The 24717-nt window shown below is 44.9% G+C and carries 21 protein-coding genes; 7 read left to right on the top strand and 14 right to left on the bottom strand.

The features are described 5' to 3' along the window. Positions 1–12: 12 nt before the first annotated feature. The 4 genes from NG792_RS07000 to NG792_RS07015 all read right to left on the bottom strand — a co-directional run bounded on the left by NG792_RS07000 (position 13) and on the right by NG792_RS07015 (position 4745). Positions 13–270 (bottom strand): hypothetical protein, encoded by a 258-nt coding sequence (locus NG792_RS07000; protein ID WP_261196619.1) that lies wholly within the window; start codon positions 268–270, stop codon positions 13–15. A 492-nt stretch (positions 271–762) separates the two neighbouring features. Beyond that, positions 763–1752, bottom strand: coding sequence for a protein-methionine-sulfoxide reductase catalytic subunit MsrP (gene msrP, locus NG792_RS07005; RefSeq protein WP_261234934.1), 990 nt, complete (start codon positions 1750–1752; stop codon positions 763–765). A gap of 175 nt (positions 1753–1927) precedes the next feature. After that, positions 1928–3058 carry a calcium-binding protein gene (locus tag NG792_RS07010; protein WP_261234935.1) on the bottom strand — a complete coding sequence of 377 codons (1131 nt, stop codon included), beginning with the start codon at positions 3056–3058 and terminating at the stop codon, positions 1928–1930. Positions 3059–3362: 304 nt separating this feature from the next. Continuing rightward, positions 3363–4745 carry a cytochrome P450 gene (locus tag NG792_RS07015; protein WP_261234936.1) on the bottom strand — a complete coding sequence of 461 codons (1383 nt, stop codon included), beginning with the start codon at positions 4743–4745 and terminating at the stop codon, positions 3363–3365. 128 nt (positions 4746–4873) lie between these two features. On the opposite strand from NG792_RS07015, the gene NG792_RS07020 reads away from it, so the two are divergent. Further along, positions 4874–5383 (top strand): DUF1648 domain-containing protein, encoded by a 510-nt coding sequence (locus NG792_RS07020; RefSeq protein ID WP_261234937.1) that lies wholly within the window; start codon positions 4874–4876, stop codon positions 5381–5383. A 51-nt stretch (positions 5384–5434) separates the two neighbouring features. On the opposite strand, the gene NG792_RS07025 is transcribed toward NG792_RS07020, so the two are convergent. After that, entirely contained in the window at positions 5435–6802 is a 1368-nt protein-coding gene (locus tag NG792_RS07025) for a helix-turn-helix domain-containing protein (RefSeq protein ID WP_261234938.1), read from the bottom strand. 474 nt (positions 6803–7276) lie between these two features. On the opposite strand from NG792_RS07025, the gene NG792_RS07030 reads away from it, so the two are divergent. After that, complete coding sequence (locus tag NG792_RS07030) at positions 7277–9610, top strand: PGAP1-like alpha/beta domain-containing protein (protein ID WP_261234939.1); 2334 nt, start codon at positions 7277–7279, stop codon at positions 9608–9610. A gap of 294 nt (positions 9611–9904) precedes the next feature. On the opposite strand, the gene NG792_RS07035 is transcribed toward NG792_RS07030, so the two are convergent. Both NG792_RS07035 and NG792_RS07040 read right to left on the bottom strand, forming a co-directional pair. After that, on the bottom strand, positions 9905–10222 hold the full coding sequence (locus tag NG792_RS07035) for a nucleotidyltransferase family protein (protein WP_261234940.1): 318 nt from the start codon (positions 10220–10222) through the stop codon (positions 9905–9907). Positions 10223–10232: 10 nt separating this feature from the next. After that, positions 10233–10925, bottom strand: coding sequence for a Uma2 family endonuclease (locus tag NG792_RS07040; RefSeq protein ID WP_261234941.1), 693 nt, complete (start codon positions 10923–10925; stop codon positions 10233–10235). A gap of 52 nt (positions 10926–10977) precedes the next feature. On the opposite strand from NG792_RS07040, the gene rsmD reads away from it, so the two are divergent. Continuing rightward, a complete protein-coding gene (gene rsmD, locus NG792_RS07045; protein ID WP_261196623.1) occupies positions 10978–11535 on the top strand; it encodes a 16S rRNA (guanine(966)-N(2))-methyltransferase RsmD in 558 nt (185 codons plus the stop codon). A gap of 77 nt (positions 11536–11612) precedes the next feature. Here the strand turns inward: rsmD and petG are convergent, their stop codons facing one another. Continuing rightward, positions 11613–11726, bottom strand: coding sequence for a cytochrome b6-f complex subunit V (petG, locus tag NG792_RS07050; RefSeq protein WP_261196625.1), 114 nt, complete (start codon positions 11724–11726; stop codon positions 11613–11615). 255 nt (positions 11727–11981) lie between these two features. Between petG and NG792_RS07055 the strand changes: the two genes are divergently transcribed. Next, positions 11982–12389, top strand: a complete 408-nt coding sequence (locus NG792_RS07055) for a c-type cytochrome (protein ID WP_263012725.1) — start codon at positions 11982–11984, stop codon at positions 12387–12389. A 188-nt stretch (positions 12390–12577) separates the two neighbouring features. Here the strand turns inward: NG792_RS07055 and NG792_RS07060 are convergent, their stop codons facing one another. The 3 genes from NG792_RS07060 to NG792_RS07070 all read right to left on the bottom strand — a co-directional run bounded on the left by NG792_RS07060 (position 12578) and on the right by NG792_RS07070 (position 16246). Further along, a complete protein-coding gene (locus tag NG792_RS07060) occupies positions 12578–14335 on the bottom strand; it encodes an ABC transporter ATP-binding protein (RefSeq protein WP_261234942.1) in 1758 nt (585 codons plus the stop codon). 176 nt (positions 14336–14511) lie between these two features. Further along, a complete protein-coding gene (locus tag NG792_RS07065) occupies positions 14512–15273 on the bottom strand; it encodes a DUF6816 family protein (protein WP_261234943.1) in 762 nt (253 codons plus the stop codon). Between the two features lie 19 nt (positions 15274–15292). Beyond that, positions 15293–16246: a PhoH family protein gene (locus NG792_RS07070; protein WP_261196631.1), complete on the bottom strand. Its 954-nt coding sequence runs from the start codon at positions 16244–16246 to the stop codon at positions 15293–15295. Positions 16247–16348: 102 nt separating this feature from the next. Between NG792_RS07070 and NG792_RS07075 the strand changes: the two genes are divergently transcribed. Next, on the top strand, positions 16349–16471 hold the full coding sequence (locus NG792_RS07075) for a hypothetical protein (RefSeq protein WP_261196632.1): 123 nt from the start codon (positions 16349–16351) through the stop codon (positions 16469–16471). Here the strand turns inward: NG792_RS07075 and NG792_RS07080 are convergent. From NG792_RS07080 to ffh, 3 genes are all read right to left on the bottom strand, one after another. Then, positions 16468–16905 (bottom strand): KH domain-containing protein, encoded by a 438-nt coding sequence (locus tag NG792_RS07080; RefSeq protein ID WP_261234944.1) that lies wholly within the window; start codon positions 16903–16905, stop codon positions 16468–16470. The two genes, NG792_RS07075 and NG792_RS07080, sit on opposite strands and share 4 nt — an antisense overlap. Further along, positions 16886–17146: a 30S ribosomal protein S16 gene (gene rpsP, locus NG792_RS07085; RefSeq protein ID WP_261234945.1), complete on the bottom strand. Its 261-nt coding sequence runs from the start codon at positions 17144–17146 to the stop codon at positions 16886–16888. The genes NG792_RS07080 and rpsP overlap by 20 nt, the downstream gene beginning before the upstream one ends. A gap of 610 nt (positions 17147–17756) precedes the next feature. After that, positions 17757–19187, bottom strand: coding sequence for a signal recognition particle protein (ffh, locus tag NG792_RS07090; RefSeq protein ID WP_261234946.1), 1431 nt, complete (start codon positions 19185–19187; stop codon positions 17757–17759). Between the two features lie 501 nt (positions 19188–19688). Here ffh and NG792_RS07095 point away from each other — a divergent pair. Beyond that, entirely contained in the window at positions 19689–22127 is a 2439-nt protein-coding gene (locus tag NG792_RS07095) for a VIT domain-containing protein (RefSeq protein WP_261234947.1), read from the top strand. 363 nt (positions 22128–22490) lie between these two features. Then, on the top strand, positions 22491–24695 hold the full coding sequence (locus NG792_RS07100; protein ID WP_261234948.1) for an ATP-binding protein: 2205 nt from the start codon (positions 22491–22493) through the stop codon (positions 24693–24695). The last annotated feature ends 22 nt before the right edge of the window (positions 24696–24717 follow it).

A 24717-nucleotide genomic window follows, 5' to 3' on the forward strand; every position in this document is an offset into this window, starting at 1 on the left:
GGACTCAACATCCTAAATTGATGAATCTTCCGCTTCTGGTTTGTGCAATTCCTTAAAAAATTCATCAATATCAGCCACTGCCTCTTCCAGATCATGGAGGGTAAAAGTCGCCTTCTCTTCTTCTGCAGTCTTAATGGCTTGCCGTTCAGCTTCGCGAGCAGATGCCGCTTTCTGGTCCTCAACCAATTGCAAACGCTCTTGCAATGCATTTAGAGAATCTAAGAATGCTTTCTCCGCTGCCTCCCGGTCTTCGTGCTGATGGTTACTCATAACAAATTGACTCCCAATTGAATATGCACCACCCCAATTACCTCCGATTCCGGAGATGGGGACGAGTCCAAATACTATGCCCTCGGTTGTACAGTGCAGATGCATCCCTAAATTTCTAGAGCATCGGTACAGTTTTAGAGAACAAAAGACAAGAAACCAAGGTTCTGGCCCTCATTTGTTGCTCTGAGGTAGAGAGTTTGTAAAAAACCTGGGTTCTAATCTCTACTGTACCGGCACTCTAGCAGGGTTGGGCAAATTGTTTTACCCCACTGTTGGGAATGTTGCCCTACCCATCTTCTCAAGCCTGATCTAATGATCCCCATTGGGTCCGATTCCGTTCCCCAAATCAAGCTGAGTTTATCGCTTTTTGAGAAAAGTGGTTATTTTGCGATTGCCATCAAGCTACAGTAAGTCGTTAAGCCGGATAGGTGGAGGAAGGTAAAATATCCCTGGGGTAAAAACCACCGCCTCCCCTGGATGTCAGCAATGGGTTCAGGTTGAGTACAAGTTAGCCACCCATTCCCCATAGCCGTTATAAGGAAGGGTGGGCTGATGTTTCCAGGATAAAGCTGGTCCGCTGTCTACAATCCGTTCTGTTGCCTGGGACCAGCGCGGATGAGGCTTAGTTGGGTTAACATTCGCCTCAAAATCGTACTCGCTTGGCACTAAAGTATTCCAATAAGTCGCCGGTTGTTCTGCTAGAAATTCGATTTTAACAATAGATTTTGCCCCCTTAAACCCGTATTTCCACGGGATTACCATCCGTAAAGGTGCTCCATGTTGTTTGGGAAGGGTCCGACCGTAAATTCCCGTAGCAAAAAAGGCCAGTTCATTGGCCATTTCTTCAATGCGTAAACTTTCGGTGTAAGGCCAAGGTAAAGTTCCTAAATGAAACCCGGGTCCGGGCGTGATTTCTGGATCATAAAATGAGGTAAATCGTACAAATTTAGCAGTGCTGGTGGGTTCCACAGCTTCGATGAGACGCTTCATCGGGAATCCAATCCAGGGAACAACCATTGCCCAAGCTTCTACACATCGGAAGCGATAAATGCGTTCTTCTAGGGGAAATTGGGTTTGAATTTCATCAATATCATAAATGCGGGGATTTTTAACCAGTCCACCGACTTCTATTTTCCAATTTTCCGTAGGCAAACTTTGGGCGGATTTCCAAATCGATTTGGTGCCGCCAAATTCATAAAAGTTATTGTAACGAGAGGCAAAGGATTGTTCGGTGATGGGCCGATCGCCTTCTATGAAATTAGGGTTGCGCGAGATATTGGCTAAGGGAGTGGTATTTTGGATGAGTTCGCTTAGGGAATCGGAGTCCGTTTCACTTTTACAGCCAGCGATCGGTAAAACTGTCGCCCCGATACCAGCGGCGATGGCTGTCTTCAAAAAGCGCCGACGGGACAAAAAGGCGGTTTCTGGAGTGGTTTGGTGTTCGGGAATTTCCCAGGATTTGAGAATGCGGATGAGAACCATGATTGATAAAAGTGGCAGTTGCCTTTAGTGTTTTGGAGTTGAATTATCAAGAAAACATAGAACAATTATAGGGTAAACTTAGCAGCCACTGGAGGTGCAATTGATGAATTATCCCTCCAGTGGCGCTCAACAGTGATTCTAAGGTAAAAGTTTAGGGCGATCGCAAGTCGGTGAGTTATCCGAGTAAATTAATCCCTAAATCTTCTGCACTGACTAATTGGACAGAATTCACCAAGTTAAACTGGGAAATATCCACATTCATTACCACGCCCAAAACTCGATTATTAGAATCAATGATGGCAGTATCTCCAATCCCATCGCCATTGACATCTAATGCGCCCAGGGTAAGTTGAGCAATATCAGCAACGTTGACTAATTTAATGAGATCGCCTTCTGCGGCATTAAAATCTAAAAGGCGATCGGCAGTGGCAGCATTTTGATCCGAAACATCACCCCGCAGGATAAAATCATCAGCATCAGCACCGCCGGAGAGAAAATCGGAACCCATATCCCCAATTAGAACATCTCGGCCCGCATCTCCAGATAAAATATCATTCCCTTGACCTCCTCGGATCAAGTCATCTCCTGCGCCTCCTTGGACGGTATCATCTCCTAAATTGCCATTGAGGACATCATTTCCAATTCCTCCATCAATCACATCATTTTCTCTGCCACCCCGGAGAAAATCATCGCCCTCTCCTCCAACTAGGGTGTCATTTCCTTGGTTTCCATTGGCGATATCCGAACCACTACTGCCGAGGATGCGATCGTCCCCCGCCAGGGCCCGTAATCCTCCTTGCCAATTGATATCGTCTAGGGTCATCTCAATTATGTTATTGACGGAATCAGCATCAATAAATCGGCCTAATTGACTTCCCTGAGAGGCTAAATTAATTAATTGAGAAAATCCGGTTTGTAAAGCTCCATTTTGAATGAAGTTAGTATTGACAAAATCGGTAATTTGTGTAGGTGAAATTCGCGAGGTAATTTCGCTGCTGTTGATAAAGTTTTGAAGTTGTCCTGCAACGGAATTAATCAATTGAGTGGGATTGATGTCGGTGGGATTAGATTCAACTAATTGAGTAACTCGATTGAGGAGTTCTGAACCGACTTGGTTGATGTCAATATTATTCACTAACCGAGAAAATAGTGAACTGAGAACAAACCCAGTGGGTCCTAGAGTGATAAATTTCGCTGTTTGGATGGCAATATCTCGGGCCGCCTGATTTTCTTCGTCATTATCTTCTCCGACTCCCGGTAGAAAATCCAAAAATCCGTTAGGAATAACGTTGTTCAAGAAATTCATTGCTATTCTCCTTGAATGGGGTGATTAAAACTATAGTATAGAACATTTTTAAAACCAGCCATCGGGACGATTTTACCTTTTTCTGCAATTTTTTCCTCTAAAGATTCACTCATCCCAGGCGATCGCCATCAATCAGTACCTGCCTTATTTTACATCCCCCTTTTTAGCTGGCTTAACTAGACTAGAACTCAGAGGGCATAACAAAGGGGGCGTTGCCTTTCGGTTTCCATCCCCCTTTTTTTACTCTGGATAAAGTCTAGTTAAAGAATGGGACAACCTCTATCCCTAGGTTCGGTGCGGGGTTTTAGCGGACTGAGTTGACCAGAAGTCTCTCGACTTTAGTGCGATCGCCAACCTTGACCATTTTAATTCCTCCTGCCGGTGATAAAGTAACACCCCGGCGCTGGGGTTTTACGGGACTCTTTTCTTCCAATTTTAAATCATAGCCTGATAAAATGGTGGCTAACACTAACTTCATTTCATAAGCTGCTAATACTGCTCCAATGCAGCGGCGTTTACCTCCACCAAAAGGCATAAATTCGTAGGGAGAAAATTGCCGTTCTAAAAACCGTTCTGGCTTAAATTGATAGGAATCGGGATATAAATCTTCCCGATGATGGAGTAGATAAATACAACCGACTAAATCCGTTCCCACTTCCAGTGAGTATCCTAATAAGTCTATCGGTTCTTCGACTCGCCGGGGAAAGGTTAACATACCCACCGGATAAAGTCGGAGCACTTCATTACAGACTGCGGTCAAATAAGGGAGACCAAAAATATCCATCGGTGCGGGATTATCTCCCAGAGTAGCCATTTCTTCCCGCAGACGGTTTTCTACTTCTGGAATAGCATGAACCCAATATAGGGCCCAAGACATGGCACTGGCAGTGGTTTCGTACCCAGCAAACAGTAAGGTCAGCAATTCGTCCCGTAGTTCTTTATCGGTCATCGCTTCACCTTCGGCATCCCGCGCTGAGATTAACAGGGAGAGAATATCAGAGCGATCGCTCAGGTCCTGTTGACGGCGATTAGAAATTTCTGCATAGAGTAATTTATCAATTTTTTCTCGCATTCTGAGAAAATATCCCCAAGGACTCCATCGGCCTAAGTCTACTTGTAATTGCTTGAAAAACAAGAGACTGGAAGCAGCCGGAGTGTTAAAAACCTCTAACATTAACGTCATTAGCTTTTTTAGTTTATGATAATTTTCTCCGTTTAAATCTAATCCAAAAACGGTTTGTAGCATCACTTGTGATGAAATTTGCGCCATCACTGAACGAGCAATAAAAGGCTGTGAGGTTGGCACTTGGCTCAGGACTGCTACAGCAATTTCGCGAATCATTTCGCCATAAGACTTCATGCGATCGCCATGAAACGGAGGCATCAATAATTGGCGCTGACGACGGTGGCGATCGCCTTCTAACATAATAACCGAATACTCTCCCACCAAAGGTTCCACAATTCCATTCACCTTCCCAGGGACGCTCAATTGCTTGTTTTCATGGGTTAAAATATATTGAATAGCTTGGGGATGAGAAACAAAGACAAGGCTATTCCCAAACCCAACAACCTCCGCCTGAAATAGGTCAGGATAACGTCGAGCATGGCTTTCCATATATCCAACCGGATTCATCACCCACTGTAATTTTTGCAACAAGCGGGGGGTCCCAAAATGAGGAAGTTTCATCGGTCGAGTTCCTGAACGAGTATTTCTATAAATTTTAAAGGATTTACTGAAAAAAGTGCCAATATTTACGGATAACCTGATAATCAAACGTTAAATTTTAAAATTTTTAACTCCTGGAGAAAACGCCAATGAGAGGTCCTCAAAAACAACCCGTTATCGAGGCGATCGCCTACTCCCCCCTAGAAATCATCCTAGAAATTACCGCCTTGCTGGGTGTGGTTGCCAGTCTGGCGATCGGTTTCTACTATTGGCACAGCCTTCCTGCTTCTGTTCCCCTGCACTTTGGCATCACAGGGGAACCCGACTTATGGGGACCTAAACTCACATTCTGGTTGATTCCCGGCATCGGCATCATCAGTTATCTAGCCATGACCCTGACTAATTTTTTTCCCAATACCTTTAATTATCCCGTCCCCATCACCTCTGAAAACTTACAAAATCAGTATAAAATAGCCCGTAGAGTGTTGCTCTGGATGAAAGTTGAAGTGATGGGAATCCTACTCGGGATTGAATGGGGGATAATTCGAGTGTCCTTAGAAAAATCCCCTCGATTATCCGTAGTTTATCTGTTAGGAGCTTTAATTATGCTATTTCTAACCATCGGATTTTATTTAAGGCAAGCCTATCGCGATCGGTAGGAAGCCTGCTGTAGCGGAAAGTAGGGCGCTAAATCAGAGTAAGTGGGCCAGCTATTCTTTTTTAAGAATTTGTGATTTCATATACTCTTTAATTACGGGTGGAAGATTAAAGGTTGATCCTCCATTCCCCAAATTTTTGTTAACTAAAAAACGTCTGCATAAGGACTGCAAAGCCTCTAAAAAATCTGCATGAGATCCAGTAAAATCAGTGGGTTTGTTGGTAACATCTAAGGATTGCACCCTAGCCAAACAAAACATCACTGATTTTTCTAACTCTGACAAGCGCAGATAGGTTTCGCTCAAGATCGTTTTTAAATCTCCTAAGAATGGCATTGGGCAAGATAAAAATTGAGTGACGCTGCCGTTAAACAAGTCCAGTATGGTCGTAGAAATTATATTTAACCAGTATGGGTTTCCATCGTAAAGAGTAATGAGTTCCAACCATTTCTCTTCATCGGTTAATCCTCTGGTTTTAAAAATTTCCCCTGCCGAGTCTCCCAAGCCAGTCAGATTTAAGGTTCTACAGTAAAGGCTTTCTGCTTCTAATGTTGCCATACCTAGGGGTTTCTCTGAACTGATTAGGACGAAGCAACTGTTGTGGGACAATGCAGCTATTTTCTTGAGGAATTTACCATAATTTTGGTAAGCTGGTAGATATTTTCCTGCTAATTCTCCCCGGGTAAAAATTTCTTGGAGATCATCAAGGATGATCAGGCAGCGATAGGAACGTAAATATTCAAGGATAGAGGTTAATTTAGGTTCTTGATATTGAGATAAAACCTCAAGTAAATTATTTTCTAAGGATATTTGCTGGAGAAATTGATTATGACTGCGCCAAATGACGATATCGAAGCGGTCTTTAATTTGTTCCAGAAGTTCCACTGCCAGCGCAGTTTTGCCAATTCCCGATAATCCTATAAGGTTAACAAGGCGAATATTTTCCTCTACTATCCATTGCTTGAGGGTGGTTAGTTCATCAGTGCGATCATAGAAGTGATCTCGTTCAGGGGCATCGGTTATATCGTAGTGTTTGTCTGTGCTAGTCTGGGAGGGCGATCGCTGGGGGGTCGTTTCCGCAGAATGCCAACTTTCCCCACAAAGGTTGATGTTACCGCCCACCAAATTACTCTGTACGAAATTACCCACACTTGAAACATTAGAGATATGATACCGTTCCATTGTGGCGCGAAGGTTGGATTTCGTCACTTGTTTGCCTAGTTCTTGGGATATCAGTTGTAATAAAGCCCCAGAAGCTTTTTTGACATTAGCTTCAGTACAGCGATAATTCTGTGCAATTTCCCTGTACTTTTGGTGATCCCACACCCCCAATAATACCGCTTGTTGCAAATTGGTTAAGTGTTTTCCGGTTCTCTCGAAGACTAACTCATCCGCCCATTGCAGAACTTGTTGAACATCCATAGGGAACTCATTGATTAATTCTGGGAGGATTGTACTACTTTTTTAACCCTTTTTCAACCTTTGGGTCTTATTTTATACTTTTTAAGCTATTTCCGCTTAATTATTTTAATCAAAATGTGGCCTAATTTCTACGTTTTAAGACTGGACAAATATCGGTTTAATTCTCTACTATGTAGAGATAGAACTCTCCTAAATTAGTTATCTCACGAATCCAGGTTTCCAACCTGGTTAGTGCGGTAATCGTAGCTCTGCCGTCAGCTTTGCATCTTACTCGATAGTTTTTTACAAAGCATTTAGGATGGGCATACAGGATAAATCAACAAAAAGACCAGACACTCCAGATTTTAAAACTGACTTTAATAGAATGCAAAACTTTCTTTAGCCTCAAATTTTATAAAATAGAAGGGATTATAATTTCGTTCATATATTAGAATTTTCCAAATTACACAAACGCTCTTTAGGGGAAATATTGTTATGGTGGACCTATCACAAATTTTTGATTCTGACTACTATTCAGCTCTTTATCCAGACTTGGGATCCGCTGGATTAGTCAATCAAGAGCAATTGTTTAATCACTTTATTCAAAGTGGGATTGATGAGAATCGGAGCTTTTCTCCTCTAATTGAATTAAATTATTATCAATCAGTCAATCCAGACTTATCTATGGCTGGCCTCAACACCAATAGACAATTAATTGACCATATTATTAATTTTGGAATTAATGAAAAGCGTCGTTTCTCTCCCAATATCGATTTAAACTTTTATGCGAGCGCGAATCCAGACTTGATTGCTGCTGGTTTAAATAGTGGCGCTCAATTATTTGACCACCTAATTAATTTGGGGGTTCGAGAAGGGCGTCCGCTAGTTGCGCCTCCTGTTAGCTTACCTGAAGTGACTCCACCTCAACCACAACTTCCGACAGATGATCCAGACCCAGGAATTCCGGACGTTCCAGATTTTCCTGAATTCCCAGACCTACTCGGGGGTTTTTTAACAACCCGGGCTTTTAATTCTGATTCTAGTAATCTTGCTTTGAACAATGGATTTAATAACGTTCCAGGATTAACTGGTTTGAACTCCGCTGTAACAGCGAGTTGGCAAATAGCGGTGAGTTATTTGCAAAAATTTTTAATAGATCCAGATTTTGCAACAAAAATAACTACAGCTTTTGGGCAAGACGCCAATTTTGATTTGGCAAAATCTTTTGTTGAAGATTTAATCGGCGGGCAAACAGCCCCCACAATTCATATTGTGTCCCTTGATGAACTAGCAGGTGCACAAGGCGCTTTTGACCTGGTAACCAATACGATCTATCTTTCTCAAGAATTTATAGTTCAACACGCCACGACTCCAGAAAATATCGCCAGCGTTATCCTGGAAGAGGTGGGCCATTATATAGATGCTCAAATTAATTCCGTTGATGCACCGGGCGATGAGGGCGCAATTTTTTCCGACTTGGTTCGTGGAATACACTTATCTGACGAAGCGCTCGGTCAATTAAAAAGCAATGAAGACTGGGGTACTCTTCAATTAGGAGACTTTACCATTCCCGTAGAGCGAAGTAAACGCTGGTCTTTGTGGACTTATGACTTGAATAATTTTCAAGGGTGGAATCGGTTTGTCGGTTCAACGACAGTCAATTCAAATTCCACTGGCATCAATCTGGATTGGGGTTTTGATTCTGCTGATAAATTCAATTCGGTCTATTTGGGCAATCAAAAAGATAACTTTGTTGCTTTAGTTGGTACTTTTGCCCATTTTGAAGCGGGGAAAAGTTATACATTTAAGGCCAATGGGGATGATTCTTTATTCCTCATGGCTCAACCTCAATCTAATCGTAATAATTATTCCTGGATAACTCCTCAATGGGAAGTGTTTGATCATGGACAAGGTCGGCCCGCAGATAAAACTTATAATTTCACAGCGAAAGAAAGTGGGTGGCATACAGTTTATGCAGGATTGATTGAAAAAGGAGGCAGGGCTTATATTGATGTAAACTGGCAACCTTCCGACGGGCGCTGGACTATACAAGCCAATAAAAATGGAGAAAGAAGGCCTATTCACATTCAATCTATTGATGGTCAGCCTATTACCGACAAACCTACATGGCTGGTGATTCATGGAAATGCTAATAGTGCCAGTCATATGGAGAATTTAGCGAAAGCTATTAAAAGTAATCAACCGAATGCTCAAGTTCTAACTCTTGATTGGGGAAGTGCTGCAAATAATGTATCCTTCGGAGATGAAGTCAATCGGGCTCTTCAAAAATCCACAGAATGGATCCAGCCAGTTGCTCAAGCTGCCAAAAATCTTTTAACAGATTTTGGAATTTCTAATAAAAACATTAATCTTGTGGGTCATAGCCTGGGAACTTATGTTTCCTGGGAAATTTCTAAAAGTATTCCCCAAGGAGTCAACAAAATTATTGCCTTAGATCCAGCCACTCAAATACCTGGATGGTATAAAACCAAAAACATTAATTTTTCAGAATACTCAGATTGGTCTTGGGCATTTAAGGGGAGTGCATTCGGAGATGATACAAAAGCTGGAACTGCTGATGAATTTTTCCAAATGGCTTTTCCGAGTTTGAATCCAGATACAAATCATAGATCGGTCCATGAAGCCTTTGCTGCTTTGCTTTACCAAAATAATTCTTTATGGAGTTTGAACCAAATGAAACCTTCCGGTAAGTTGTGGAATATTGATTATGGCCCTAAAGCAGAAGCTTTTATCTCTTTTTATAAGAATGGAAGCCAATGGCAAATTTCTCAATGGAGAGATGACAGAGGAGCTTTGATTGCTTCTTAAAAAAATAATAGGTTTCATACTTTGTGGTTCGCTCATTTTTAAGCGGATTTATAAAATTTGAAAGTGCCTACGAGATCATAAGAGATACAAACTTCATGTTCTTCACTTGACAAAATTACAGGGATATGTATGAAAAATCTATTATCTGTTTTCTTCTCGTTAGTCCGCTAAGTAGGATACCTACAGCGTTTTAAAATGTTAATGATCCCTAAAAAAATGAGCAAACGATAAGTTATTTCTTCGGTAGATGCCAGGATTAATACCTAAAATCTAGCGATATCTAAGAGAGATGCATTATCCTGCAACATAAAAAACCTCCGCTGTTCCTAAAATTTCTTTGCGTCGAATCCAATTTGGACTTTGGGCGATCGCCTCCTTATCCACACAGTCCACTTCTCGGCCAAAAATGGTTTCTAATTCTTGCTCCATGCGGACAGAATCCAGTAAACTCCAATGAGCATCCGGTGCAAAGGTCACCAAGACATCAATATCGCTATCCGGTCGAAAATCCTCCCGTAAGACTGAACCAAATAAGGCAAATTCAGTGATTTTCCACCGTTGACAAAATGCCTCTATTTTCTCTTTGGGTAGTTCAACTTGAGTTCTGACCATCTTTCCTCCTTTATTCCTGATTTTGCAATTGCTCTTTTACCCATGTTCTAAAAGCTCGCAATGCTGCCATTTCTCCCATGTTGGGGCTTTTCTGAATAAATTCTGGAATCGCAGTCGTAACGGCAATCGGTGAGAAGGTGGGGCTGAAATCTCGCTGTAGGTATTCCTCACCCTGCAACTCAAATATTTCCAACCCTCTGCGCCGGTAGCGCCAAATTTCGGGAATTTTCAAGGATTGATAAATTGGAAATTTATTTAGAGACCCACTGGTAATATCCACTTCAACGATTAAATCTGGAGGCGGGTTTAAACTTAGGTCAATTTTGAGTTTATTTCTCACCCGAGGCTCATTCTGAATGTAGTAGCATTGATCCGGTTCTAATCCTCGCTGAATATCTTCTTTTTTCAAGGTGGTAGAGCCTAACTGCCTTAAATTGAGGGCGAGTTCATCGGCTAAAATCACAATAAAATTGTGAATCGAGAGACTATACCCTTCGTGTTCTTCTGATGGAGCCATAATTTCTAACGTTCCTTGGTCATAGGTAACCCTCACCCTACCAGTATCTTTTAAGTCCAATAAGAGTGCTTCGTAGGTTTGCCAACGGATATTGGGTAAAATAAGGGAGGGGGTCCCCTCTGCATCGCCTAATTCCGGGGTGATTGTCAGGGTTTCTCCGGTCAGGTTTTGTGAAATTCTTACCATTCTTTTTCCTCCAGATATTCGGGTTGCGCCTGAATCGACTATTCTAATTATTATGAGCCTTAGAATTTATGGTAATCGGTTACTGAAAACTTTACCCGGTGAGCAAACTCGACCAACTGCGGCACGGGTGCGCGAAGCGGTGTTTAATGTTTGGCAAGGGAGTATTGCTGGCTGTCGCTGGTTGGATTTATGTGCCGGTGCGGCTACGATGAGTGCAGAGGCGTTATGTCGAGGTGCTGTAGAAGTGGTGGCGATGGAACAGTCCCCTCGGGCACTGGCGATTATTCGGGAAAATTTGCAACGGGTGAAGCAGGCAGATCAAAGGGTGGAAATTCTGCGCGGGGATGTGATGGCGCGGTTGAAATCTTTGCAGGGTCGGCAATTTGACCGGATGTATTTCGATCCGCCTTATGCCAGCAGTCTCTATCAACCTGTGTTGGCGGCGATCGCCCAGTATGAGCTCCTGGCCCCTGATGGGGAAATTGCGGTAGAACATCGCAGCGATCGCCTCGCCATCGAACCCATTCCCACCCTGGAAATCCTTCGGGAACGGCGCTACAGCAATACTACCGTCACATTCATCGGGTTATCCGATGAGTCATTCAATTAAAACAGCGATCGCCTCTGGCGGGTTCAGGACCCGAAAGCGGCGATCGCTGTTGTTTTAGTCAGGAATTGGCGATGGGTTTACAAACCCAAATCGCTCCCGCGCTTGTACTGCTGGTAAGCGGCGACAAACAAACCAGCTAGAGTCACCACAACCAAACCCAACACGATGCCAGACAGTAACGGTTCAACCACGTCTATGAATCTCCTTTGCAACTAGGGTTATATTTTAATATGTAAAGGTTTCTTGCAATTCTCTCATCTACAGATAGTCTGCATCAAAATGGCCTGTCCAAGTTTCGCGACCCGCAGAGTTCCTGATCATGCCTTCTGTGCCAGTCGCCCAGGGCTCCCCAGAAATTGCCAATCCAGGCCCATTCTGATCCGAAGTTTTAAGATATGTTAGAAAATAATACAATATTTGTACATCACCTGAAAACCCCCTTACCCTTGACTAACGATCTCGCCAAACCTAAAGCAGTAGAACCTTGTCCCCTCACAAGTGGGGCGATCGCCGTTGGTGCGCGAAGCGCAGTCATTGGATTTATTCTGGTGGGTATCGCCCTTGGGATGATTCTCGCCCTACAATTACAAGTTTCGGATCCTTATGTGAAAACCGTCCTAACCCTTGATGGAGACTCCCTGCGGGGTCATGCCATCTTCCAAATGAACTGTGCCGGTTGTCATGGTATCCAGAATGGACGGCAGGTGGGACCCAGCCTCACCGGGGTTTCTCAACGGAAATCCCCCGTCGGTATTATTAATCAGGTAACGGGGGGGAAAACGCCGCCTATGCCGCAATTTCAACCCAATCCTCAAGATATGGCGGATTTATTAGAATATGTTCAAAGTCTTTGAACGGAACAACCCCCGAAGGTTTTAAATCTTCGGGGGTTTTGAGTTAGGGAACTCCATAAAATAAAATATCCAAAAAACCCTCACCCTAAAGGGTGGGGCTATAAGGACGAAGCCCGCCTGCGCGGGCTAATTGAGTCTTGTGGGGTGCTTAATTATCAGATTTGGATGATTTATTTGTAGGAATACCCTTATCCCCTCTCAAATTGTTGGGCGTAAAATTTCGCATATTGTCCCTCTCGTTCCAACAGTTCCTGATGGTTTCCGGATTCGATAATTTGTCCCTTTTCCATGACTAAAATGCGATCGGCGCGACGCACCGTGCCCAGACGGTGAGCGATAATAAAAACTGTGCGATTTTGCATTAACCGTTCTAATGCTTCTTGGACTAACGCTTCCGATTCTGAATCTAAGGCTGAGGTTGCTTCATCTAAGATGAGGATTCGGGGATTCAGAAGTACCGCGCGGGCGATCGCAATTCGTTGGCGTTGACCCCCGGATAAATTAACCCCTCTCTCTCCTACCCAACTCTGATATCCATCAGGCAGTTTTTGAATAAACTCATCCGCATTAGCAATTTTTGCCGCTGCTTCAATCTCGTCTAAGCGATAATCCAGTTGTCCAAAAGCAATATTTTGAGCAATCGTTCCTGTAAATAAAATCGTTTCCTGGGGAACAATACCAATTTGACGGCGTAAACTGGAAAGGGTAACCTCCCGAATGTCAATTCCATCAATCAGAATTTGTCCCGATTTCACATCATAAAACCGAGGCAAAAGATTGACTAACGTGGTTTTACCAGCACCAGAAGCACCCACGAGAGCGATCGCCTCTCCCGGTGATGCCAGTAAACTTAACCCCCGCAATACCGGCACTTCTTCTTGGTTTTTGGGGTTGAGAATTGGTTGAGTGGCGTAGGCAAAGGAAACATTGCGATATTCCACCTTTCCCGTTACCGCAGGTAAGGCGACTGCACCGGGTTTTTCCACTACCGTTGCTTTCACCGCAAACAATTCAAAAATTCGGTCTACCGATGCCTCTGCCTGTTTAAATTCATTATAATTATTCGTCGTCAAGGCAATGGGATTAATCACCAATGCCACTGCCGCTACATAACTGACAAATTCCCCTCCCGTGAGATTGCCTTGGGAAATTTGCCATCCTCCTAGGAAAAATAGCAATAACACACTTAAGGCTTCTAAAAATCCCACCACTGGAAATTGAATCGCCTTTAATTTTTCCGCCCGATATTTCATCCGGCGATTATGTTCGGCTTCTTTAGAAAATCGCTCAATTTCATAGTCTTCAGCCGCAAAAGCTTGAACTAAGCGAATTCCACTAAAAACTTCAGAAATTAATGCTGATAAATTAGAAATTTGGTTTTGACTACGCCGGGAAACTTTTAATAATTTGTTACCAAACCAACTGACAATAATAGCCATAAAAGGGGCGATTAACAGAGTGGCAAAGGTGAGTTGCCAATTCAAATAAATCATATATACCACCACCACCAGCAGTTGCAAAACGCAGGGGACAAATTGATGGAAAAATTTATTGACTACTTCTCCAATTCGGTCAATATCTTCCGTGAGGCGATAGGAAAGGTCGCCGGTTTTGGCGGTTTCAAAAAAGCCGAGATTGAGCTTATGGAGGTGGCTATAAATGGATTTGCGGAGGTCGAGAGCGATGGAGAGGGCGGCGGAAGCCATGAGGGAATCTTGACCATATTGAACGATTCCTTGACCTAGGAAAATCAGCGCACCAATCCCCGCAAATCGGGCGATCGCCACCACATCCCCAGCCCCGATAAAATTAGCAATCCGGCCCGCTAACCAGGCTTGCAGAGGCCAAAAGATGGTAAAAATCAATGTACAAATCAGCGCCCGGATGATGGTTTTCCAGTGGGGACGCAGGTAAGGCAGCAGTAACCAATAATGCGATCGAGACAATTTTAGGCGTTAATATTGAGGGTTAATCTTACTTTACTCGATTGGCGTCGCTAAAACCGATACCCTTAAAGGGATGCGGGTTTTGCAGACCCATAGTTACCGAATTGAGTATTATCCTCTTAGCCCGCGTAGGCGGGCTTCGTTCGTATAGCCCCACCCTTTAGGGTGCGGGTTTTCTATCGTTTCGCTGTAGCAACCGGGGATAATTCTAATTGATAGCGATAAAGGGCGATCGCCTTGCCTCCGGCAGCAAAGTAATCGGGGTCTTGGGGTGATAAATAAATCGCCGTGATTTGATTAGCGGTAATTTTATCCGGGTCATCCTTCAACCGTTGATAGTGGGTAGTCGTTTCCACTTCATTGAGATAAATCTGCGGTTGGCGGCGAAAAATTTGCTGGGTGATTTCTGTGGCGATAAACTGATCCGGTGCCGGAATTTCGCTGCCTCTGCCCGTTACTAGGGATACCAGTTGCCGATCGCCCTTTAAAACCGTAATCTGCCGGTTCGGATCCCCTGGATCAACTTTCACTGATTCCACCGCCGGAGTGCCTAAATAAGCTTGGGCAATCTTTAACCCATTAAAAGCGCGATCGGCAACCACCCCCGGATTCTGAGTAACCCCAATCGGGATTCCCCGCCATCCCCCCGGATTCAGTCCCGACCCCGCCACAAATCGCACCTGAAATTGTACCGGCTGATTCAAATAGGCTTGATTTTTTTCAAATCCGGGTGTGACAAGACTTGGCGCGAGGGGGGCAATCTGTTCAATTAGGGTACTCGTCACATCCCAAGTCCCTTTAATCCACTCCGGGTACATCAAATCTCCCTCTGCCACAGAGACAGCAGGTTTACTCTGCCAATGAGGAAAGGCTTGCAAACGGTCCGCCAGGGGTCCCGCTAGAGCATTTCCAGGGGTCAACAGCAGAATTATCACCATCAAACAGAGGGATATTCCCCTATTTATCATGGCTTTCGTATGCGGCGACGATACGCTGAACCAGAGGATTGCGGACCACATCGGCTTGAGAGAGGTTGCAAAAGGCAATACCTTCGACATTTTGCAGGATATTTTTGGCGACGTTTAAGCCAGACTGCTGATGGAAGGGTAAATCGGTTTGGGTGATGTCTCCGGTGACTACCATGCGGGATTTAAATCCGAGGCGGGTGAGGACCATTTTCATCTGGGCGGGGGTGGTGTTTTGCGCTTCATCGAGGATGACGAAAGAACGATTCAGGGTGCGTCCCCGCATATAGGCAAGGGGGGCAACTTCAATGATGCCGCGTTCCATGAGGTTTGCGATTTTTTCGGGTTCGATGACTTCATAGAGGGCATCGTAGAGGGGGCGCAGATAGGGATTAATTTTTTGCTGCAAGTCCCCGGGAAGGAAGCCGAGTTTTTCCCCCGCTTCTACCGCAGGGCGGGTTAAAATCAGGCGTTCATATTCATTGGCGAGGAGGGATTGGGCAGCGAGGATGGTAGCGAGGAAGGTTTTGCCGGTGCCTGCTGGACCGATGCAAAAGGTGAGATCATGGCTACGAATGGCTTTGATATAAGAACGCTGGCGAAAGGTTTTGGCGCGAATTTCTTCCCCCCGGCGGTTTTTGGCGAGGATGTCTTGGCGCATTTCGCTGAGTTCGTCTTGGCGTTGGGTATCCAGGGCCTGACGGGCGGTGAAGATATCAACGCTGGTGATGGGTTTGCCGTGAATCCAGAGGTCCGAGAGCGATCGCACTAAGCGAGTGCACAGTTCAATTTGGTTGGGGGTACCTAGGATGAGTAAATCTTGTCCGCGCAGGACGACTCGGGCCCCGGTTTGTTTGGATAAGAGTTTGAGGTTTTCCTCGCGATCGCCACTGAGGGCTAAGGCGCTTTCTTGAGAAGGGAGTTCAATCGTGGTGTTTTCTTCCATGCCATATCCATTACAGGTAAAGTTTTAAAAAATGCAAAAAGACGCCTTTTTTGCACATTGAGCTGCAAACAGGCGTCTTGAAAGAGGACTCCGGCAATATCTTTGTTTGTTCAAGGGATAAATGTTGAGGAAGCGGGGCTGGAACAAGACTGCGATCGCCCCACTCCAGACTCCAGAAACTTGGGGCGATTTTCCCCAAAGATGCTGCGCGATCGCATCTCTTAAGAGCGATCGGCGCGTTTTGGTGCAGGACGAACCGGACCATTTTTTACCGCAGGACTCGTCGTGGTTTTAGACCCAGGTCCCTCGGATGACGAAGCGCGATCGCTCGGCCATCCCCCATAGATATCTAAATAAATCGCTTCCCCCGCATCCCTCGCCGCTGCTTCTAATATGGTTCGCACCGCGTGCATATTGCGTCCGCCACGCCCAAACACGCGCCCTTTTTCTGGATCCTCAAACGCCATGCGAATCCAGACTTTCGGTACGCCCACCAATAACTCGCAATCCACTCGTAAAGATTCCGGCGTTTCTAACAACGGTTCCACCAGAAAACGTACCAACCCGCCATAATCCGGCCTAGACGTTTTTTTCTCACCCGGCGACGCTTCTTGGGGAGTCAGTGGTTCGTTGATGGAATTAGGAAGGGGTTCTGGCATTGACCTGTTCAAAGATATTAGCTTTCTCAAGAAGGTGACGCACCGTATCGGTAGGTTGAGCGCCCTGTTGCAGTCGCTTGACCAGCGCCTCTGTATTCAGCTTAATTTCGTCATTTCTGGGATTGTAGAATCCCAACTCTTCTAAAGGACGTCCATCCCGGCGAGTCGTGCTCTGCATCGCCACAATCCGATAGCTGACTTCTTTTTTCTTGCCGAATCTCTTCAATCGAATCTTGATCATCTTGCTCCTACTTCTTTTTCGTAACCATTCTAGGCCATCAAATTACAGCTTACCTGGTTCTGGGGGTAAGCACCTACAGCGTTCCATCTACAAAATTTCCGCTGCAAAGTCATTCATTATAGCACCTTGCAGGGCATCGCTACAACAGCAAATACGGTGTGGGGAAAATTTTAGAAACAGCCCTAACACCCTAAAGGGTCTGGCTCCACGGACGAAGCCCGCCTGCGCGGGCTATGGAGAAAACTTTTCATACCCGGAGTTGGGATAAGACAGGGGTTAAAATCCCAGACTGTAGGGATAGGACTTACGCATTACCTCTAAATAATCTAGAGGCGAGAAAGAGAATCGCCTCTACATTTAGGGCAGGTTTTCAAAATATGCGAGGGATTTATTCCCCGCCGGTTGTTGCTTTATTCGTTCGCCCGCGCAGGCGGGCTAATTCCCTGGAGCCAGACCCTTTAAGGCGCGGGTTTTTACGACAAGTAACCGATTGCGAAGGATAAATCCCCCGCCAGTCGTTGCTTTATTCTTTAGCCCGCGCAGGCGGGCTTCGTCCGTAGAGCCAGACCCTTGAGGGTGCGGGTTGTGACGACAAGTAACCAATTAGGAATTACAACTCCCCAAACCCCTTTTTCTTCTTGGCCTTCTTTTTCTTCTTGCCCGGACCCCCAGGATAGCCTCCTCGTCCCGGTTGTCCCCCACCGGGTCCGAACATTCCCCCCATTCCAGGCATCCCAGTCAAGTCCCCTTGACCCATGCGCTGCATCATCATTCGCATTCGGGAGAAATCCCCCACCAGCTTAGTGACAGCCGCATCATCATGACCCGAACCCCGGGCCACCCGTTTGCGCCGGGAAGGAGAACCCGCCAACAAATCAGGATTTACCCGTTCCTGGGCCGTCATGGAATTAATCATCGCCTCAGCACTTTTAAGCTGAGACTCGCCCTTGGACAACTGCTCATCGGAGATTTTCCCAACGCCGGGAATCATTTTCAGCAATCCACCCAACGACCCCATATTCTTCATCAAGCGCATCTGCTTGAGGAAGTCGTTAAAGTCAAATTGCGCCTGCAAGATTTTTTGCTGCATCTTTTCGGCATCGGCAAGGTCCACTTGCTCTGCCGCCCGTTCCACTAGGGTGAGGACGTCACCCATCCCCAGAATCCGAGATGCCATGCGATCGGGATAAAAGGGCTGTAGGGCCTCTACCTTTTCCCCGACCCCCACAAATTTAATCGGTTGTCCAGACAGTTGCCGGACCGATAGGGCAGCCCCCCCACGGGTATCCCCATCCAATTTGGTCAGAATTGCCCCAGTAATGCCAATTTCATCATTAAACGTCCGGGTGAGATTCGCCGCCTCCTGACCCGTCATGGCATCCACCACTAACAGGGTTTCATGAGGTTGGATCGTCTCTTTAATCCGGGCCAACTCCGCCATCATATCTGCATCAATTTGCAGACGACCGGCAGTATCGACAATTACCGTATCCACCCCGATCGCCACGGCGTGTTGAATCCCCTGCCGTGCAATTTCCACCGGGTCCGCATCGGTCCCCAGTTCAAACACCGGGACATCAATCTGTTTCCCCAGGGTCAGCAACTGGTCGATCGCCGCTGGTCGATAAATATCCGTTGCCACCAGCAGGGTCGTGCGATTTTGCTTTCTTAAATGTAGGGCCAGTTTAGCCGTAGCGGTGGTTTTACCTGTCCCTTGCAATCCAGCCATCAACACAACCGTGGGGGCTGTCTCAGCTTGCGCTAGGGGAACGTTACTTTCCCCCATGACTTCCACCAGTTCATCGTAAACAATTTTGATGAACTGTTGGTCCGGTCGCACCCCAGAAACCACTTCCGCACCCAGCGCTTTCTCTTCAACGTCAGCAATAAAGGCTTTGACGACCTGAAGGTTGACATCGGCTTCTAAAAGGGCGCGCCGAACGTCCCGCAGGGCTTCTTGAATGTTGGATTGGGAAATTTTGTCCTGCCCTCGAAGTTTCTTCCAGGCTCCTTCTAAGCGTTCAGCAAGCGCGTCAAACATGAATTTATGGTTACTCTCGAATGTGACTAGGAAATCAGTTGTAGTTGTGTCCTGGCAAGGGATTGGTCCAGGTTCAGCCCCGCCTAGTTTAACATATTGCGGTCTTCTTTCGAGGATAAATTGACGGGGGGAAAACTCCCAGGTGTCAAGGACGTTGAACCCCCCTCTTCCCGTCAGGATGGGATGTTTACCCTTTACCTATCCGATAATTTTGATAACAATCTCTTGAATGGTGAGCTTTTTTTGAAAAATTAATTTAATATTTGTTTAAATTAATCAGATTAATTTTTGTTTTATTAAGCCCATTTAGCACCAATTTAAAATTGTTTTATAAGTTTTAAATAACCGTTTCATCCCTCATCGAAAAAAATACGACTTCAGTCGTTATCTCCTACGCCTACGGAATTGGTTACCAAAAGTGTAACCCTCTGACTATTTCTCGAAGTCTGTGCCATCCTAGAATCCATTCCATTTTCCAATCCTCCTCAAAATGAGGTTTCTATGAAATTACTCTATATTTTTCCAGCCTGTTTAGTCCTGGTGATGGCAGTGGGAACAGTCGCCCATTTAACCTTAGCCCAAAATTCGCGATCGCTCCCCAGTTCCACCCTCTCTCAGGGCAATCATACCCAGACTTCTTCGGACTCCCAAGATGTGGGGGGCTTGTATGTTTTATCCCCGGAAGGAGAAAAACAAGCCTTTACCCTCACCCATACCGATGTGAAAGCCCGGATTGATGGCAATGTCTCCCAAGTTGCGGTAACCCAACGGTTTCAAAACCCATTTGATGAGCCACTAGAAGCCATTTATGTCTTCCCGCTTCCCGATGAAGCGGCGGTTTATGATATGGAAATTAAAATCGGCGATCGCATCATTAAAGGCGATATCAAACAACGGGAAGAAGCACAACAAATTTATGAAGAAGCAAGAGAACAAGGGCGCACAGCCGGATTATTAGAACAAGAACGGGATAATATCTTTACTCAATCCCTTGCCAATATCAAACCAGGTGAAGAAATTGAGGTCACCATTCGCTACAGTGACAGTCTTTCCTTTGAAGGAGGAAACTATGAATTTGTCTTCCCAATGGTAGTCGGTCCGCGCTATATTTCCGGGACTCCAACTAACCCCGGAACAACTAACACAGATGCAGTTCCTGATGCCTCACGGATTACGCCTCCCGTCCTTCGTCCTGGCACAAGGTCCGGTCATGATATTAGTGTTGCCGTTGAGATTAATGCCGGAGTTCCAATTTCCAATATCCAGTCACCCTCTCATAAAATTGTCACTTCTCAATCGGGAGAAATGGTTCGGATTGACTTAGCCAAAGCCGATTCTATCCCCAACAAAGATTTAATTCTGCGCTATCAGGTTTCAGGCGATCGCACCAAAGCAACGGTCCTCACCCACAGCGACGATCGCGGAGGACATTTTGCCATTTACCTCATTCCCGCCTTAGATTACAACCGCAATGAAATTGTCCCCAAAGATGTCATCTTTTTAATGGATACCAGTGGGTCCCAATCCGGTGACCCCCTGATTAAATCCCAAGAATTGATGCGCCGCTTTATCAACGGCCTAAATCCTAATGACACCTTTACCATTATTGATTTTGCCAATACCGCGACTGCCCTCTCTCCGCAACCGTTAGCCAATACTCCCGCTAATCGCAAAATGGCAATCGATTATATTAATCAATTGGACGCCAATGGGGGAACAGAGTTATTAAATGGAATTCAAACCGTTTTAAATTATCCTGCCGCTGAAAATGGCCGATTGCGGAGTATTGTCTTATTAACCGATGGCTATATTGGCAATGACATGGAAATCATTGCTGAAGTCCAACAAAAGTTACAAGCAGGAAACCGTTTATATAGTTTTGGAGTGGGGAGTTCAGTGAATCGATTTGTCCTCGATCGCCTTGCCGAAGTGGGACGCGGAACTTCCCAAGTGATTCGTCAGGATGAACCGACAGAAGAGGTAGCGGAACGGTTTTTCCGACAGATTAATAATCCAGTTTTAACGAATATTGAAGTGACTTGGGAAGGGGGTGGGGAACCGGCAGAAGTTTATCCTGGGTTACCGCCAGATTTGTTTGCGGAACAACCGTTAGTCTTGTTTGGACGGAAAGGCGATCGCGCTCGGGGACAGTTACGAGTTAAGGGAATTACTGCCAATGGCGATCGCTATGAAGAACTATTTCGGATGGCATTTGAGGAAGATGGCAACCCGGCGATCGCGCAATTGTGGGCCCGCCATCGGATTAAAGATTTAATGACTCAAATGTATGCAGGAGAAACCACATCCGGGGTAACTGCCGTTACCAATACCGCCCTCGCCTATCGGTTGCTGTCTGCTTACACCGCCTTTGTCGCCGTCAGCGAAGAAGTGCGAGTGGATCCCGATGGCACTACTCGCCGGGTCCAAGTTCCCGTGGAATTACCCCAAGGAGTCAGTTACGAAGGGATTTTTGGGGAAGAAAGCGAAGCAGATGCAGCAATAGGGATGCGGGGTCGGACTACCAGCGCATCTCCCCCACCGCCACCCTCTGCGGTACCTGTTCCCTTGTCTGGGGGTGCTCGTTCCGCTCCCGGTGGAGTCCAACCGCTGGATGAATCTTCCAACCAGGAAGGAGTTATGCCATTTCCCGAAGGTAGCGATCGCATTCAAGTGATGGATGCGGATCAATTAGATGCGGAAGCGACTACAGATTTAGAAGAATTATTCCAATATGTGTCCCTCTCCCCAGGAGTGACTGGGGAAGTGGTTTGGGAAATTGTAGTTCGTCAGGGTCAAATAGTGCGCGTGATGTTAGACGATCGCGCTTCTACCTTAACTGATCAAGGGGCGATCGATCTAATTCGTCAAACATTACAGACTTGGCAACCCCCTGAATCTCTCTCCGGAACCCTCCGGATTAAATTGCAAGTTCAGCCTTAATTGATAATCCACTTAGGGAATTGAATCGTTAGGGAATATCCCCGGGAATGTCAAAGCCAGTGGTAACCTAATAGAGAGCGCATCTTGTAGAAAGTAAACTGTTCTTTTGGCAGTGGGACCATTTTTTGCCCCGTCAGCATTAGGCACTAAGATGTTCCCACGCCTTAAGGGTATTTCCAGGCTAATTTAGAGTCCCGATCGTTTTAATGAACCCTGGCTTTGACGCCCCTTACAGGTTGAGCAGTTCATGCTTAGATCTGACCCACCTTGCCCTAGGTCATTTGAAAATGAATCAAATGTAAAACAGTAGAGACTCAGGGGGGAAAGAACCCAAACCAAGAAACCGCCTTAAAAAATTAAACAATGAGTCATTTATTTAGGCAATCTACCAAATCACTTCCCTTACAGCTTATCTTAATTGTTCCCTTTGTTTTACAAATTGCTGTTGCCGTTAGCTTGGTAGGCTATCTTTCTTTAAAAAATAGTCAGCAAGCCGTCAATGAACTCGCGAACCGCTTATTTTATAAAACAGCAACCATCGTTAATCAGCATTTAGATAGTTATTTGTCTGTTCCTCATAAAATTATCCAAATGAATGCTGACGCCATTCAAATGGGAGTATTAGATGTGACCCAAAAAGATAAAATCGGTCATTATTTTTGGAAACAGATGCAAGCCTATGACTTAAGTTATATCGGTTATGGTTTAACTACCGGAGAAGGGGCGGGTGCAGCTCGGTATGATGGAAAAACAACCGTTATTGACGAGTGGACTGCTCAACTTCCTAACAATACCCGCACTTATGCAACGGATGCCCTCGGAAATCGGACCCAATTACTTGCTCTATCCGATTATGATTTATTAAATCAATCCTGGTATGTAGACCCTTTGAAGGCGGGTAAACCAATTTGGTCTCAAATTTATATTTGGGATAATCCCATCAGCCCTTTTATCACCCTTTCTGCGGGCCGACCGATTTATGATTCAAATCAAACCCTGCTGGGGATGACAGGGGCTGATATTCACTTACTCAAACTGAGTGATTTTCTGGCTCATTCTAATCCGAGTCAGAGTGGAGTTATTCTGGTTGTAGAGCGCAATGGATTATTAATTGCTATTTCTGATGGGACAAAACCTTATAAGCAAGTGGATGGACTCACGAAACGGATTGCCGCCCGAGAAGTTGCCAATCCTTTGGTGCAAACTCTCTCTCAAAAAATTGAATCCTATTATCCGAATGGATTTAATTCTATCCAAGAAACTACTCGGTTAGAATTCATCATTCAAAAGAAAAAATACTTAGTTTATTTAACTCCTTGGACTGAAAAAAATGGCTTAGACTGGGTTGTAGTCATTAGCATTCCCGAACAAGAATTTATGGGTAAAATAAATGCTAATAATCGGATCACTGCCTTGCTGTGCCTAGGGGCCGTTATTGTAGCCATAGCTCTGGGTATCTTTACCAGTCAATGGATTGCCCATCCCCTGCGCAAATTAAACCGGGCGAGTCAAGCAATGGCAAGCGGTAATTTAGAGCAAAGTGTTGAAACCAGCCCGATTTTTGAAGTTCAAGCTTTATCGCGATCGTTTAATACGATGGCAGAACAGTTACAAAATTATTTTTTAGCCTTACAACAAACCAATTTAGATTTAGAACATCGGGTAGAAGAACGGACCCTAGACCTCAAAAATACTTTAGAGGAGCTACAGCGTACCCAAGAACAAATTGTCCAATCTGAAAAAATGTCAAGTCTGGGTCAACTCGTGGCGGGGGTAGCCCATGAAATTAATAATCCCGTTAATTTTATTCATGGAAATATTACTCATCTGGATACCTATACTCAAGATTTAATTAAAATACTCCAACTTTATCAAAATTTATATTCTCCCCCTGCCCCAGAGATTGCTGAGTTATCTGAAGACATTGAATTAGATTTTATTGTGGAAGATTTACCTAAAATGCTCAGTTCTATTCAAATCGGAACCGAGCGAATTCGGAAGATTGTACTGAGTTTAAGAAACTTTGCTCGCATGGATGAATCTCCCGTTAAAGATGTCAACCTTCATGAAGGGCTGAACAATACTGTGATGTTATTAGTCCATCGTTTAAAGTCAAATGATGAGTTGTCTCCGCCGATTAACCTGATTAAAGACTATGGAGAATTGCCTAAAGTTGAATGTTATGCAGGCCAAATTAATCAAGTTTTTATGAATGTCATTTCTAATGCGATTGATGCCATCGAAGAACGCTATGATTCTCAACGGGAAAACGGCCTGATTCCCGACGGGGGAACCATTAAAATTAAAACGTATTTGACTGAGGAGGAAATGATTAATATTTCTATTATTGATAATGGTAAAGGCGTTGATAAAGCTTTAATTAATCAGGTTTTTAATCCTTTTTTTACCACCAAACCTGTGGGCAAAGGTACAGGATTGGGTTTGTCGATTAGTTATTCAATTGTCCAAAAACATGGGGGAACTATTTTGGTGGATTCTGAACTGAATCAGGGAACTCAAATTACTATTTTGATTCCTCAAAAAATTAAAAGCCCCGTCAAAACTTAAGAAAGTTCAGTTCTTGAATTCT

This window comes from Laspinema olomoucense D3b, from assembly GCF_025370785.1.
In the GTDB taxonomy this organism is placed as follows: Bacteria; Cyanobacteriota; Cyanobacteriia; order Cyanobacteriales; family Laspinemataceae; genus Laspinema; species Laspinema olomoucense.